The sequence below is a fragment of the Bradyrhizobium sp. GCM10028915 genome (assembly GCF_042666195.1).
Lineage (GTDB): Bacteria > Pseudomonadota > Alphaproteobacteria > Rhizobiales > Xanthobacteraceae > Bradyrhizobium > Bradyrhizobium canariense_D.
Genome location: NZ_JBHTFN010000008.1, coordinates 67758 through 81203 on the forward strand (window position 1 = coordinate 67758; position 13446 = coordinate 81203).

The window sequence follows — 13446 nt, forward strand, 5'->3', positions numbered from 1 at the left end:
AGAAAGGCCGGCTTCTCAGCCGGCCTTTTCAATTCATCGCGCGCAGATCAAGCCTTGACCAGCGGGCTCTTGGTCGGCCCCTTCGAGCCGCCGGGGCCACCGGGCTTGGACTTGCCCGGCGGGCGCTTGCGGGCACCCGGGAGCTTCTCCTGCTTCGGCGTGACCGGACCCTCGACGAACTCGAAGCCGATCTTGTCCTTGGTCTCGTCGGCCTCGTCCTTGACCAGAACGACGCGGACATGGCCGCCACCCTTGAGCTTGCCGAACAGCACCTCGTCGGCCAGCGGCTTCTTGATGTGCTCCTGGATCACCCGAGCCATCGGACGTGCGCCCATCTGCTCGTCGTAACCATGCTTCACCAGCCAGGTCTTGGCGGGGTCGGACAGTTCGATGGTGACATCGCGATCGCCGAGTTGCGCTTCGAGCTGAAGCACGAACTTCTCGACCACCGTACCGATCACCTCGACGCTGAGATGGCCGAACGACACGACGGCATCGAGACGGTTGCGGAATTCCGGCGCGAACTGCCGGTTGATCGCCTCGTGGTCGTCGCCTTCGCGCTTCGAGCGCGTAAAGCCGAACGCCTGCTTGGCGAGATCGGACGCGCCCGCGTTCGTGGTCATGATCAGGATCACGTTGCGGAAGTTGACCTGCTTGCCGTTGTGGTCGGTGAGCCGGCCGTGATCCATGATCTGGAGCAGGACGTTGTAGAGATCGGGATGCGCCTTCTCGATCTCGTCGAGCAGCACCACGCAATGCGGATGCTGGTCGACACCGTCGGTGAGCAGGCCGCCCTGATCGAAACCGACATAGCCGGGAGGCGCGCCGATCAGGCGCGACACGGTGTGCCGCTCCATGTATTCGGACATGTCGAAGCGCAACAGCTCGACGCCGAGCGACGCCGCCAGCTGTTTTGCGACCTCGGTCTTGCCGACGCCGGTCGGACCCGAAAACAGGTAGCAGCCGATCGGCTTCTCCGGCTCGCGCAGGCCGGCACGCGCCAGCTTGATCGAAGCGGCGAGCGATTCGATCGCCTTGTCCTGACCGAACACCGTGCGCTTCAGGGTCTGCTCGAGATGCTTGAGCACCTCGGCATCGTCCTTTGACACGCTCTTCGGCGGGATCCGCGCCATCGAGGCGATCGTGGTCTCGATCTCCTTGATGCCGATGGTCTTCTTGCGCTTGTTCTCGGCGACCAGCATCTGCGCCGCGCCGGATTCGTCGATCACGTCGATCGCCTTATCCGGCAGCTTGCGGTCGTGGATGTAGCGCGAAGAGAGCTGTACCGCAGCCTCGATCGCCTCGTTGGTGTATTTCAGCCGGTGGTAGTCTTCGAAGTACGGCTTGAGGCCCTTGAGGATTGCGATCGCGTCCTCGACCGTCGGCTCGTTGACGTCGATCTTCTGGAAGCGCCGCACCAGCGCGCGGTCCTTCTCGAAGTGCTGCCGGTATTCCTTGTAGGTGGTCGAGCCCATGCAGCGAATGGTGCCGGAAGCGAGCGCGGGCTTGAGCAGGTTCGAGGCATCCATCGCCCCGCCCGACGTCGCGCCCGCACCGATCACGGTGTGGATCTCGTCGATGAACAGGATGGCGTTGGGATGCGCCTCGAGCTCCTTCAGCACCTGCTTCAGGCGTTCCTCGAAGTCGCCGCGATAGCGCGTACCGGCGAGCAGCGTGCCCATGTCGAGCGAGAACACGGTCGCAGCCGCCAGCACCTCCGGCACCTCGCTGTCGACGATGCGCTTGGCCAGGCCCTCCGCGATCGCGGTCTTGCCGACGCCGGCCTCGCCCACGAACAGCGGATTGTTCTTCTGCCGGCGACACAGCACCTGGATCGCGCGGTTGATCTCGGAATTGCGTCCGATCACCGGATCGATCTTGCCGTCGCGCGCCTTCTTGTTGAGGTTGACGCAATAGGTCTCGAGCGCCTCGCCCTTCTTCTTGGCGTCCTCGCTGCCCTTGGTCTCGGTCTCCTCGTCGACACCGCGCACCGGCCGCGCCTCGGAGACGCCTGGCCGCTTGGCAATACCGTGGCTGATATAATTGACGGCGTCGTAGCGCGTCATGTCCTGCTCCTGCAGGAAATACGCGGCATGACTCTCGCGCTCGGCAAAGATCGCGATCAGCACGTTGGCGCCGGTCACCTCTTCGCGACCGGACGACTGCACGTGGATCACCGCGCGCTGGATCACGCGCTGGAAGCCTGCGGTCGGCTTGGCGTCATCGGCGCCGTCCGTCACCAGGTTCTCGAATTCGGTCTCAAGATAATTGACGAGGCTCGTACGGAGCTTGTCGAGGTCGACGCTACAGGCGCGCATGACGGCGGCTGCATCGGAGTCGTCGATCAGGGAGAGCAAAAGATGCTCGAGCGTCGCGTATTGGTGATGACGCTCGTTTGCGATCGCCAGTGCACGATGCAGGGATTGTTCAAGGCTTTGGGAAAAAGTCGGCATTCGCGTCCTCTATGGCCCCCACCATCATGATCGCCATCGCCCGGTCAGGCAACAACAACCTTTGTCACATATAGTTATACAAGATCGCGGCGAAAGACCGGTTCCGCGACTCAGGCGGCTGCACAGCTACGGTATTTTTTGATGCAAAACCCGTTCCGGTTTGGGCACGATCAGCACCGGTCCGAAATTCCGTAGTTTTGCCCTCTGCAACGAACATCGCGCGCAGACATCACGCGGCAATCACACTGCGACATGCACAAGAACCGGCTTCGAATGCGCCGTGACGTGTCTTACTTCTTTTCCATCACGCATTGCAGCGGATGCTGGTGCTTGCGAGCGAAATCCATCACCTGCGTTACCTTGGTCTCGGCGATCTCGTAGGTGAACACGCCGCACTCCCCGATCCCGTGATGATGAACGTGCAGCATGATCTTGGTTGCGGCCTCGGCGTCCTTCTGGAAGAATTTCTCCAGCACATGAACGACGAATTCCATCGGCGTGTAATCGTCGTTCAGGATCAGCACACGGTACAGGTTCGGCCGTTTGGTCTTCGGCTTGACCTTGGTGATGACGGACGTGTTTGGCGCGGAAGGACCGCCGGAACGGTTCTCGTCGTTGCTCATCAGGGCAGCGTGGGCGGCGGCGGCCGCGGAGGGATCTGGTCTGGAAGACAGTTGCGGCATGGCTCAGGCGTTCAAATTCCCCACGGAAGCGTATGACGGTTCGCCGCGCAGCCCCGGCCTTCGGAGCTTCGCACAGGCGCACCGCCTTTTTGGATCGCCGCTTCCAGCCGGTCCGGTCCAAACCGGATCGGCCTCACCGAATATGGGCCTGCCCCCGGCTCGCCGCAAGCGTGCGGCAGCTCGGCCGATGCGGCCATGGCGGTCCCGATTCCCGGTCCGGGCGATCCTCACCAAGGTTAATCAATCCGGACTGATTTGACAAAAGCTTCCGCCCCGCCGGTTTAGAAGATGTTCACCAGGAACCCGGCCAGCAACGCGGCTGCGGCGGTTTCGCGCGGGCTATCTCCGGTTATCTACGGACCAATTTACCCTCAATGGCGTGACGCGAAAACAATGGCGTGACGCGAAAACGGGCAAAGGCACAGATTTCCGGGGATCGTCACGCCTCGCAGATCGACGCGCGGCAGAAGAAGCTGTGCGATAACGCCAAGGCGGCGAACATCAGGATCCATACGGTGCAGGTGAACACCGGAGCGACCCGACCTCCCGCGTGCTGCAGTATTGCGCGAGCCGCACCGACAAGTTCTATCTGATGACGAAGGCAGATCAGACGTCTCGATGTTCAAGGAAACCGGCACGGTGTGGAAGCTGCGATGGCGCGCTGAGACCTACACTTCGAGACAAACAAAAAAAGCCCGGCTACTGCAGCCGGGCCTTTGATTCCAGGACGTCAGGAAACGTTAGCTGGCGGCCGGGGTGAACTTCGACACGATGGTCTCGACCGGCTTGAACGCCTGCTTGGCGAGGTCGCTGTAAAGGCCGGCGATCTTCTGCGATTCCGCGACGAAGGACTCGTAGGCGGAACGGGCGAATTCGGTCTGCGCTTCGACGGCCTTGTCCAGCGACTTCACGCCGGAAAGCTTCTCGACGAAGGACTTGGTGTCTTCGAACGACTTCTTGGTGTAGTCGCCATAAGCGCTGGCGATCGCCTGAAGGCCGTGCTGCATCGACGTCGCGGAGGCGACGTACTGCTCGAAGTGCTCTTTCCCGTAGCCCTGAAAGTCTTCAACCTTGAACATTCGGAATCCTTTTCCCTAGCCTGTCGGAAGCCCCGGCTCCCTGACTCTGCTCACGATTAGTGCAACGCACAAAAAAGTCAAGAATTTTGTGCGCCGCACAAAATTGCGGGCAAATTTGCCAAGATTCCCGGGGTTTCCCGCAATGGTTCCTTAAGCTTTTGGAAACCGCGGCCCCCTACCTTGATTCCCTGGACGTGTTCAACTTCCACAAGCGGCCAAAAGCCGTTGGAGAACATCACCTTAGCCAGAACAGCGGCTCAGGTCCAACGTCCCCCGCGGCGAACATCTGCGGAGGACAGCCTGAGCAGGTAATGATCCCGGGTCCCTTGGGCACAATTTCGCCTCACGAGCCGGTGATCAAGTCAGAAACGGGGACGGGGTTTCATGCTTCGTAAAAACTTGTCTTCCTCGCGCTTGGCGCGGGTTGGCGTTTTTGGGCTTCTTGCGGTCACGAGTGCAGTCATCTTCACCACCGATGCTGCCGAGGCGCGGCGCCACCGGCGTCACTACGCGCAACACCGCGTGCAGCGCGATGTGTCCGAGAGTTCCAGCCCGAAATTCGCGTCGATCATCGTCGACGGCAACTCCGGCTCCGTGCTTCAGGCCACGAGTCCCGACGGGATCCGCCATCCGGCCTCGCTGACCAAGATCATGACGCTCTATCTCCTGTTCGAGCGCCTCGAGTCCGGGAAGATGAAGCTCGACACCGAGATGCCGGTGTCGCAGCACGCCGCCGATCAGGATCCCACCAAGCTGAACCTGCGTGCCGGCCAGACGATCCGCGTCGAGGACGCGATCAAAGGTCTCGTCACCCGCTCCGCCAACGACGCAGCCGTTGTGATCGCGGAAGCGATTGGCGGCGACGAGGACGACTTCGCCCAGATGATGACGCGCAAGGCGCGTTCGCTCGGCATGTCCAGGACGGTTTACCGCAACGCCAACGGTCTTCCCAACGACGAGCAGGTCACGACCGCGCGCGACCAGGCCACGCTCGGCCGCGCCATCCAGGAGCGCTTCCCGCGCTACTATCGCTATTTCGCGACCTCGACGTTCAACTGGCGCGGACAGTCGATCCGGAACCACAATCATCTGCTCGGGAATGTCGAGGGCGTGGACGGCATCAAGACCGGCTATACTCGCGCCTCCGGCTTCAATCTCGTGACCTCGATGCGCCGTGGCAACCGCCACCTGATCGGCGTGGTGCTGGGCGGCCGCAGCGGCGGCTCGCGCGACGCCATCATGCGCAACCTGCTCGCGGAGAACCTCGATAAGGCCGCGACCACCCACACCGTCGCCGCGGTCACCGAACGCAACGGTTCCGACGCCGCTGCCGAGGTTGCGGATGCGTCGGATATCCCGGCCCGCTCCGCTCCGCAGGTTCAGGCTGCGGCTGCCCCTGCTCCCGAAGCAGCCCCGTCGCGTCTCGCCGCGCGCCTCTCGACGCTTGCGGCTGCGACTGCCGCGGTGCCGCCGGCTCAGCCCAGATCTGAAGCCAATAGGCCTGAAGTTCGGCCGACAGAATCCAAGATCGAGCCTGCGCCGCTCACCAATGGCGTGATCTCGAGCCAGCCGCTCTCGATCATCCCCGGTTCGTCCGAACCGATGAAGCCGGTCCGGGTCAAGACCGTCCAGGTCAAGGCCGGCGCGGTGAAGGTCGCCTCCGCCGCCCCGGCTCAGATCGCACCGCAGGTCACGAGCACGATCGCATCCCGCTCCGACGTCGCCGAAACCTCCGGTGCCGTCGTCGCCCGCGCAGACCTCATCAACAAGCCCGAGGCCAGCCAACCGGAAGCTCCGAGGGCCGAGATCACCCGTGCCGAGCTGCCGCGGCAGCCGGCGGGCTTCGGCACCGGCAACGGCATCCTCGGCGTCTTGCCGGCCGCCACCGCCGCCGCACCCGCCCCGGCTGCTGCGAAGCTCGCATCAGCCGACCCGGCGCTGCAGCCGATCCAGATGAGCGCCACCACGAAGCCGGTCGCTACCCACAGCGGCTGGATCGTTCAGGTCGGCGCGCTCGAGAGCGAGAACGAAGCCCAGCAGCGCATCGGCGCGGCGCGCAGCTCGGCTCGCGGCCTGCTCAGCAAGGCCGACCCGTTCACCGAGCCGGTCGTCGCGAAAGATAATCGCAAGCTCTACCGCGCCCGCTTCGCCGGGCTCGACCGCGACCAGGCCGAAGCCGTCTGCCGCACCCTGAAGCGCGCCGATATCTCCTGCATGACCGTCCGCAACTGAACTTTCGCACCGCTCCAATGAAAATGCCCGCGCCTTGCGCGGGCATTTTCATTTTCGGGATGCGGTGACCGACGAGGCTGTTCCACGACAACCTCTCGTCAAGGATTTACGGTTAAAACTTTACGCAAGGGATCGACCACGCCGACAATGGCGGGCATCGGGGCGACGGCAAACAGAGCAAGCAGAGCTCACACGGGACGAGCGTTTGTAGCGTGGTGCCGGAGTTAGCCGTTATGCGTGCGAAGCAGAGTATCCTTGGCCTCGTTTACACGGGCAGCGAGATACGTCGAGCCCCCCTGGTCGGGATGCAGTTTCTTCATCAGGGACTTGTGAGCCCGGCTGATGTCGTCACGCCCCGCCCCCGGCTGCAGGCCAAGGATCTGATAGGCCTCCTCCGTCGTCATTTTACCGCTCGCCACCGTGCGGCGCTGCCCCCCTGCCGCGTCGCCCTGCGCGTTCTGACGCCAAGCGGGAAACCGGCGGTCCAGATAGCTTTCAAGTAGGGCCACGCTCTCGGCGTCGAACGCCGGGACCATTGCCAGCAGGGCCGCGAGATCAAACTCATCGAGATCGCGCCCGGCGTGAGGCCCGGCGACGATCTGGCCTCCGAGCTGGCCGGAATCGTGATCGAGCCGCATATCCAGGAATTGCGAGCGCACGCGCGAGGCCTGACCGGCCGGGCGCGTCGCGCCCCCGCCGAACAGCCCGCCGATATTGCCGAAGCCGGCGTTTGCCATCGGTGTCCAGCCCAAGAGCCCGGCGCCGAATATCCCGAGCGGGATCGCCACCACCAGTTCGCCCTTCAAGCCCGTGAACGCTGCGACAGCCAGCGCCACCACGCCGCCACCGAACCTGATCGCGCGTGCCAGCACGGCCGGATTGGCCGAACGGAACATCTGGAGCAGCAAATAAAGGGTGATAATGGCGATAGCGCCGGCGATCAGGGTCATGGCCGGAATATAGTCGGCCTACCGCCAAAAAGCATCGAGTCCTTGCGCCCCCGCCGACCGCGCGCCAGCGCTACTTCATCTGGCCGATCAGCCTGGCCGCGCCACTGGCGGTCTTCGCCAATTGCAACAGCGCCTCGCGTCCGCCGGCCGCGTAGGCGGCGGCTGCGCGCAACAGCTCGCGCAACTGCGCCGCCGCGCCCGGATCGAACCGGCACCAAGCGCCGCCGGTCAGGCGCGCGATCTCGCGAAAGGCCTTCTCGGCCACCGCGTCATGGCCTTCCTGAAAGACGAACACAGGCACTTTGAGCATGCCGAGCTCGCCTGCCTTGGCGCAGAGCTGGTCGACGTTCTCCTCCATGGCGTCGCCGACGAAGACGACGGCGCGCACGCCGGTTGCGACGGCCTCGCGCCGCGCCTCGCTCAGCACCTTGCCGATCTGGGTGTCGCCGCCACGGCAATCGATCTTGCTCATCAGCGCCGCCAGCCTGGCGCTGTCGGAGATCCATCCCGTGGCGCGGCACTCGTTGAAGCCGCGATAGTAGACGAGCCGGATGTCGAGACTGCCGAGCGCGGCGGTCTCACGGAACATGTCGGCCTGAAGCGCGCAAGCCATGTCCCAGGTCGGCTGCCGGCTCATCGTCGCATCCAGCGCGAAGATCAGCCGCCCTTTTGCACGGGGCGCATGCGGTGACAGCGCGCGCGCGTTGGCGACGAAGGCGGCGATGTCCTCCGAGGTCGAGGTCCCCGCCTGCGGCACAGCGTCGCCTGGTTGCGCCGAGACGGCATCGCGGCCGCGCGGTTTGATGGGTTCGCCGGACATTTCCTTGACCCTTGCGTGAGCGGCTAATGTGGTCAGCACATGCAGCCCGGTCAATGCGCAAAGCCCCCGCAGGCGGCAGCCGGCGGAGGCTTTGAAATCGGTATCGACGACGAGGAAGGCGTCAGCTCTTGGCGGGCGCCATCAAAGCGACCGGCCCGGGCTCTAGAATCTTGGGCGGGGACGATTGCGTGTCGACCGGCGCCACTTCACTGTCGGTCGCGCTCAGGAACTTGTCGAGCATGCCCTGGATCGAGTTCTTGGCAGCATCCGGACCGGTGTCGCGCATGTCGTTGTGCTGGAATTCGGTCTTCACGACCTGGATGCCGGCCTTCTCGCATTCTTCGTCGGTCGGGATCACACCCGCATCGGCCTTGAACTGCGGATCGGTGGAGCGGAACGACAGGATCTTGAACTTCCCGGCGGTGACGAAGGGCACGCGAAGATTGTCGAGTGTGACGACCTTCTTGACCTCATCCGGATACTGCTTGGCGAAATACATCGTGATGTCGCCGCCCATGGAGTGGCCGACCATCGTCACCTTTTCGTAGTCGGCGTTGGGCTGAACCTTCTTCATCTCCTGCATGGCGAGATGGATGTTGGCGACGCCGCGCAGGATCTGCGGCAGCCGGCCGACATAGATCTCGCCGGGCTTGGTCACCATCGGTGGATCGGTCGGCAAATCATGCTGCGGGCTGACGACGAGGTAGCCGCGCGCGGCGAAAATGTTGGCGAGGAAGCCGTACTCGGTGTTCTTGACGGTGTTGCCGTGGTTGATCACGGCGACCGGCATCGTGATCATGCCGGCATTGGCCTGCATTTCCTTGTCACGACGGATCGCGATATCGACGGGCACCGCACGGTTGTCGCGCGAGGCATCGTAGAAGGTGATGGTCTCGTGCCTGATTGCCCACTTGCTCGCCGTGAAATAGGCGACGCCACAGAGGGCACTGACCGAAACCAGAACGGCAATTCCACGCTTCATTTTCGTCCTCAGCCTCAGGCTCTTGCGGCCTGAATCCCTGTTGAAAATCGTGTTCTTCCGGAGCTCTTCGGCCCCTGGTCGCCTATTCCCTAATATATGTCACAGCCGCGTGACAGGAAGGCCAAATATTGTGAACCGGCAGCCCTTTCATTGTGCGGCGCACACGTTTCTTGGGCATCTCGCTCTCACACGGCTACGTCAGGGTGCACGTCACCATCCGACGCAACCTGTCTCGATCGGTTCCGTTTTGCAGTAAACACGGGGTGAAAACGGTTGAGCGCGGGCTCGGTTCCCCGGGGAGACCGGCCTCTTGATCGACTGGAAGTAGCGATGTACCGCCGCCTCAAGCGCCGAGGATGTCGTGGACCTCGAGCGGCTTGTCGACCTGGTTGAACCACTCGGCGCGATTGGCCGCGCGGCGACGTCCGCGCTCGTCGAGCGGAAGCTTGAGCTGGCGGAGCAGGCTCGTCACCTCCTCCCGTGCGGTGAGATGGCCGAGATTTGGCCGCATGCCGAGCGTGGCCTCGTCGATCTCGTCCAGCGCGGTCAGACCGCGCGGGAAGAACTCGCGATAGACGACCCGTTCGGCGAAGCCGTCGACGTAGCGGAAGCCGAGCCGCAGCGACAAATCCTTCAACCCATCGGCAACGAGCTGCTTGTTGCGGGAGCCGAGCATCGACAGGCGGTTGCGCACCACGATCCAGTCGGTGGTCGCACCGTCGAGCTGGCGGCGCTTGCGCCTGACATCCCGCACCATCTCCGCGTAGTGGCTCTCGCCTGTCACCGCGTAATTGGCGGGATCGACAGTGCCGAGCACATCGAAATCGAGGAAGCTGTCATTGATCGGGGTCACCAGCGTGTCGGCCATCGAGTGCGCAAGCCGCATCAGGTAGCTGTCGGTGCCGGGCGTATCGATGACGATGAAGTCGAAGCTGCTCTCGACCGCCGAGACCGCCTCCATGAACTGAAGGAACTCCGAATTCTCGTTCTCGGCAACCTGCATCGTTTCGCCAAGCTTGATGCAGCGATGCAACGGCAGTTCGAGGTCGAGCTTGGTTCGGCGCGCCCAGGCGGAACGGTTGTCGATGTAGTGAGTAAAGCTCTGCTGACGGCAGTCGAGGTCGATGGTGGCGACGCGCTGGCCGGCTTTGAGAAGCGCGACTGCAATGTGCAGGGCGGTAGTCGACTTGCCGGAGCCGCCTTTCTCGTTGCCGAGCACGACCACATGCGCCGAGCCGGACTGGCCTTGGCTAGCTTGCACAAGCATCGCGATCCTCAACACCCCTAACGAATATCTTCGAGTTGGCCGCGTCTGCGGTCAAGTGAAATGCGTGACAGGCAAGACAAATCGCGGCGCGCTGACCTTCATCATGAATCGCGGCGCCGCTTCGCGTCTGTGATCCAGCCCACAATGCCGCGACGCTTGCGCGGCTTTGCGCGGGATGCTGTGCCGCATCCGGATGCATGGCGTCCATGGTCGCCGCTTGTTAAGGTTAGCCTGCCGGGCGCCGGAACGCGCCCGTCGATTCCCAATCCCGTCGAGTTCTGATGTCACGCAGCCCCTTGATCGCCCGCACGGTCCCCACCTTGCGACGCGCCGTCGACAATCTTCGCAAGCGAAAGGCGACGATCGCGCTGGTCCCGACCATGGGAGCGCTCCATGACGGCCATATGTCGCTGGTGCGCCTGGCCAAGCGGCGCGCGAGCCGCGTCGTGGTGTCGATCTTCGTCAACCCGACCCAGTTCGCTCCGACCGAGGATTTTGGCGCCTATCCGCGAACCTGGAAGGCCGATCTCGCCAAGCTCGCCGCCGAGGACGTCGATATCGTCTGGCATCCCGGCGCCGAGGCCATGTACCCGGAGGGCTTTGCCACCCGCATCGTGCCGGAGGGACCGGCGCTGGCTGGCCTCGAGGACCGCTTCCGCCCGCATTTCTTCGGCGGCGTCGCCACCGTCGTCGGCAAGCTGTTCACCCAGTGCCGGCCGGATGTCGCGATCTTCGGCGAGAAGGATTTTCAGCAGTTGCGGGTGGTGGCGCAGATGGCCCGCGACCTCGAGCTCGGCGTCAAGGTGATCGGCTCCCGCACCGTGCGCGAGCGCGACGGGCTCGCGATGTCCTCGCGCAACGTCTATTTGTCGCCACAGGAGCGGCAGACCGCAACCACGCTATACCGCGCCATGAAGGTAAGCGCCGGGCGCATTCGCGCCGGCGAAGCGGTCGCGCCCGCAATGGCGCGCGGTGCCGCGATGATCACGGCGGCCGGCTTTGAGCTCGACTATTTCGAAGTGCGCCATGCAGCGACCCTGGCACAGGTCAGCTCGCGCAACGACGGACCGTTGCGCATCCTGGTCGCGGCCAAGCTCGGCACCACCCGGCTGATCGACAATATCGCGGTTTAGAGCAGCCCGAGATCGCGCAGTTCGCGCCGCATCGGCTCCGGCATCGCCGCGATCGAGCCGGCGGCGGACTTGCCGAGATCGGGCGGCACCGAATCGTCGGCGAGATAGCGCCAGCCCTGGAACGGGCGCATCGGCCGCGGCGACACCGGAATCACCTTCGGCTGCATCACGATCCGGCAGCGCCCGATGCCGTCCTTGTCGCGGAACGGCTCGATGCCGATGATCTTTTCGCGCGCGGCGACCTCGCCCTTGATCACCCAATAGAGCGACCCACCCGACAGGATCTCGGCGTCGCGCTTGGGCACCATGCGGGTGATGTGGATGTGATGTTGCGGCAGACCCTTCTTCTTGGCGGTCTGCATCCGTTCGGCGGTCCACTCCTTCAATTCCTTGACGGATTCGCAGCCGACGGCGAGCTTGATCAGATGTAGTGGCATGCCCCAGCATTAGCCGGACAGCCACGCATTTGGAATGCCGATCTACTTGTTATCCGCAGCCGGGGCAGCCGCGGCCGGCGGCGTGAGCGGAACCGGTGCTGCCGCCGGCGCCCGCGCAGCCTTCGGCGCAGGCGGCTTCTTCGCGGCGGGAGCTGCGGCCTGCGCCGAGGCCGCTGCGGGGGCGCGCGGAGCCGCCGCGTTTGCGGTGGGCGCCGACTGACGCGTCGGCGGCTCGGGATTCATGATGCTGACCGGCGGCGTCGACGAGGCACTCGGGAACTCGGCATTGGTCGGCTTGCCCGTCGGCATCGACGGCGGCAGTCCCGCAAGTGCGGCAGTGGCCGGCAACGATTGCGCTGCTGCAGGCGCATTCCAGGTCGGGGCGTAGCGCGCGACCAGCGTGTCGTAGAGATGGGAATCCATGTTGGCGGCGACCTGCTGCTGGTCGGTCAGCGAGCGGAAGGCCGCACAGTCGAACTGCGTGCAGCCGTCGCGCACGACCAGTACCTGCGCGACCAAGCCATAGCGATCACGCTCCAGCGATTTGCGCAGCACCTTGATGTCGGGCGTCAGGCTCTTCTCGGCGGTCGCGGCATCGCCGAGCGCCGTCAGACGGTCGATCCTGGCCGCGGTCGTGGAGACGGCCGCAGCGGCCACGTCCGGCGCGCCGAACAGCGCCTTCTCGCAGCCCATGGCCACGGCATCGCCGGCGAGATCGTCGAGACAGGACAGCGCCGGCAGGCTCGCGGTCATCGCCGCCTGTGCGCGCGCCTCCGTCGGCGTGGTCTGCCCCGCCGGTCCATCGACGCGCACAACAGCAGCCAGCGCGATGGCAATGGCGAGCAGCGCAAGGACGGTCAGCGCGCCGTTGGCGACCGATCGTTCGGCGCGCAGCAGCGTGACCAGGAGGATCAGCCCGAAGAAGCCGGCAGCCGCCAACATCATCCACATTGGAAAGGCCGGCGAGCGCCAAATTTGGTCGAGCGACGAGGCCCATGCCCAGTTCATGCGCGACGTCCCCTCACGCGAGCAGAGAGCGAATGGTCAAAGCGAGTACCGAGAGTCGGCAACTGCCCCCGGCCCACCTTTTGAAGGTGAAGCGGGCCTTTTGACGGCGGCAGAATACAAATTCCCGGGGACGCGCCAATGCGCGGATAGCGTCGGCCTTCAGGACAGCGCGAGCTGGCTTTCCTTGGCGACACGTTCGAAGGCTTCGGTCGAGCTCTTGATCCGGTACTGACAGTCGTCACCATCGGTCGGCAGGAGGCGGATGACCTCATACGAACCGCTGGCAGCGGGGCGTGCGACATTGCTGGCGGTGAACAATACGCGCGCGCCAATAGGGAATTTGTGCTTCAACACCCTCTCCATCACTCAAACAACGCCTGCCACGCCCATGGTCCCACTGCG

At 64.2% G+C, this 13446-nt stretch carries 12 protein-coding genes; 2 read left to right on the top strand and 10 right to left on the bottom strand.

From position 1 onward, the window contains the following. Nucleotides 1-47: 47 nt before the first annotated feature. The 3 genes from clpA to ACFQX9_RS06205 form a co-directional block, all read right to left on the bottom strand. Complete coding sequence (gene clpA / locus ACFQX9_RS06195) at nucleotides 48-2453, bottom strand: ATP-dependent Clp protease ATP-binding subunit ClpA (RefSeq protein WP_018455181.1); 2406 nt, start codon at nucleotides 2451-2453, stop codon at nucleotides 48-50. Nucleotides 2454-2743: 290 nt separating this feature from the next. After that, on the bottom strand, nucleotides 2744-3076 hold the full coding sequence (gene clpS, locus ACFQX9_RS06200; protein WP_018455182.1) for an ATP-dependent Clp protease adapter ClpS: 333 nt from the start codon (nucleotides 3074-3076) through the stop codon (nucleotides 2744-2746). An 800-nt stretch (nucleotides 3077-3876) separates the two neighbouring features. Continuing rightward, nucleotides 3877-4215 (bottom strand): phasin family protein, encoded by a 339-nt coding sequence (locus ACFQX9_RS06205; protein WP_007603238.1) that lies wholly within the window; start codon nucleotides 4213-4215, stop codon nucleotides 3877-3879. 384 nt (nucleotides 4216-4599) lie between these two features. Between ACFQX9_RS06205 and ACFQX9_RS06210 the strand changes: the two genes are divergently transcribed. After that, complete coding sequence (locus ACFQX9_RS06210) at nucleotides 4600-6447, top strand: serine hydrolase (RefSeq protein WP_377787225.1); 1848 nt, start codon at nucleotides 4600-4602, stop codon at nucleotides 6445-6447. 224 nt (nucleotides 6448-6671) lie between these two features. Here ACFQX9_RS06210 and ACFQX9_RS06215 read toward each other — a convergent pair whose 3' ends face one another. The 4 genes from ACFQX9_RS06215 to ACFQX9_RS06230 all read right to left on the bottom strand — a co-directional run bounded on the left by ACFQX9_RS06215 (nucleotide 6672) and on the right by ACFQX9_RS06230 (nucleotide 10466). After that, entirely contained in the window at nucleotides 6672-7397 is a 726-nt protein-coding gene (locus ACFQX9_RS06215; protein WP_018455184.1) for a DnaJ domain-containing protein, read from the bottom strand. A gap of 70 nt (nucleotides 7398-7467) precedes the next feature. Next, nucleotides 7468-8217 carry a VWA domain-containing protein gene (locus tag ACFQX9_RS06220; protein ID WP_377787228.1) on the bottom strand — a complete coding sequence of 250 codons (750 nt, stop codon included), beginning with the start codon at nucleotides 8215-8217 and terminating at the stop codon, nucleotides 7468-7470. A gap of 121 nt (nucleotides 8218-8338) precedes the next feature. Further along, nucleotides 8339-9199 (bottom strand): alpha/beta fold hydrolase, encoded by an 861-nt coding sequence (locus tag ACFQX9_RS06225; protein ID WP_007603233.1) that lies wholly within the window; start codon nucleotides 9197-9199, stop codon nucleotides 8339-8341. Nucleotides 9200-9542: 343 nt separating this feature from the next. Then, nucleotides 9543-10466, bottom strand: a complete 924-nt coding sequence (locus ACFQX9_RS06230; protein WP_247399092.1) for a division plane positioning ATPase MipZ — start codon at nucleotides 10464-10466, stop codon at nucleotides 9543-9545. 281 nt (nucleotides 10467-10747) lie between these two features. Between ACFQX9_RS06230 and panC the strand changes: the two genes are divergently transcribed. Beyond that, nucleotides 10748-11599 carry a pantoate--beta-alanine ligase gene (panC, locus tag ACFQX9_RS06235; RefSeq protein WP_247399096.1) on the top strand — a complete coding sequence of 284 codons (852 nt, stop codon included), beginning with the start codon at nucleotides 10748-10750 and terminating at the stop codon, nucleotides 11597-11599. On the opposite strand, the gene ACFQX9_RS06240 is transcribed toward panC, so the two are convergent. The 3 genes from ACFQX9_RS06240 to ACFQX9_RS06250 all read right to left on the bottom strand — a co-directional run bounded on the left by ACFQX9_RS06240 (nucleotide 11596) and on the right by ACFQX9_RS06250 (nucleotide 13407). Further along, a complete protein-coding gene (locus tag ACFQX9_RS06240; RefSeq protein WP_007603229.1) occupies nucleotides 11596-12036 on the bottom strand; it encodes a DUF1489 family protein in 441 nt (146 codons plus the stop codon). The genes panC and ACFQX9_RS06240 overlap by 4 nt on opposite strands. 42 nt (nucleotides 12037-12078) lie before the next feature. Then, nucleotides 12079-13044, bottom strand: a complete 966-nt coding sequence (locus ACFQX9_RS06245) for a hypothetical protein (RefSeq protein WP_377787233.1) — start codon at nucleotides 13042-13044, stop codon at nucleotides 12079-12081. 159 nt (nucleotides 13045-13203) lie between these two features. Next, on the bottom strand, nucleotides 13204-13407 hold the full coding sequence (locus ACFQX9_RS06250) for a hypothetical protein (protein WP_007611353.1): 204 nt from the start codon (nucleotides 13405-13407) through the stop codon (nucleotides 13204-13206). Between the last annotated feature and the right edge of the window lie 39 nt (nucleotides 13408-13446).

Coding starts and splice junctions, on each gene's coding strand:
- ACFQX9_RS06220 (WP_377787228.1), bottom strand. CDS start 8,217: ATGTCCGGCGAACCCATCAAACCGCGCGGCCGCGATGCCGTCTCGGCG.
- ACFQX9_RS06245 (WP_377787233.1), bottom strand. CDS start 13,044: ATGAACTGGGCATGGGCCTCGTCGCTCGACCAAATTTGGCGCTCGCCG.
- clpA (WP_018455181.1), bottom strand. CDS start 2,453: ATGCCGACTTTTTCCCAAAGCCTTGAACAATCCCTGCATCGTGCACTG.
- ACFQX9_RS06250 (WP_007611353.1), bottom strand. CDS start 13,407: ATGGAGAGGGTGTTGAAGCACAAATTCCCTATTGGCGCGCGCGTATTG.
- ACFQX9_RS06230 (WP_247399092.1), bottom strand. CDS start 10,466: ATGCTTGTGCAAGCTAGCCAAGGCCAGTCCGGCTCGGCGCATGTGGTC.
- panC (WP_247399096.1), top strand. CDS start 10,748: ATGTCACGCAGCCCCTTGATCGCCCGCACGGTCCCCACCTTGCGACGC.
- clpS (WP_018455182.1), bottom strand. CDS start 3,076: ATGAGCAACGACGAGAACCGTTCCGGCGGTCCTTCCGCGCCAAACACG.
- ACFQX9_RS06210 (WP_377787225.1), top strand. CDS start 4,600: ATGCTTCGTAAAAACTTGTCTTCCTCGCGCTTGGCGCGGGTTGGCGTT.
- ACFQX9_RS06240 (WP_007603229.1), bottom strand. CDS start 12,036: ATGCCACTACATCTGATCAAGCTCGCCGTCGGCTGCGAATCCGTCAAG.
- ACFQX9_RS06215 (WP_018455184.1), bottom strand. CDS start 7,397: ATGACCCTGATCGCCGGCGCTATCGCCATTATCACCCTTTATTTGCTG.
- ACFQX9_RS06205 (WP_007603238.1), bottom strand. CDS start 4,215: ATGTTCAAGGTTGAAGACTTTCAGGGCTACGGGAAAGAGCACTTCGAG.
- ACFQX9_RS06225 (WP_007603233.1), bottom strand. CDS start 9,199: ATGAAGCGTGGAATTGCCGTTCTGGTTTCGGTCAGTGCCCTCTGTGGC.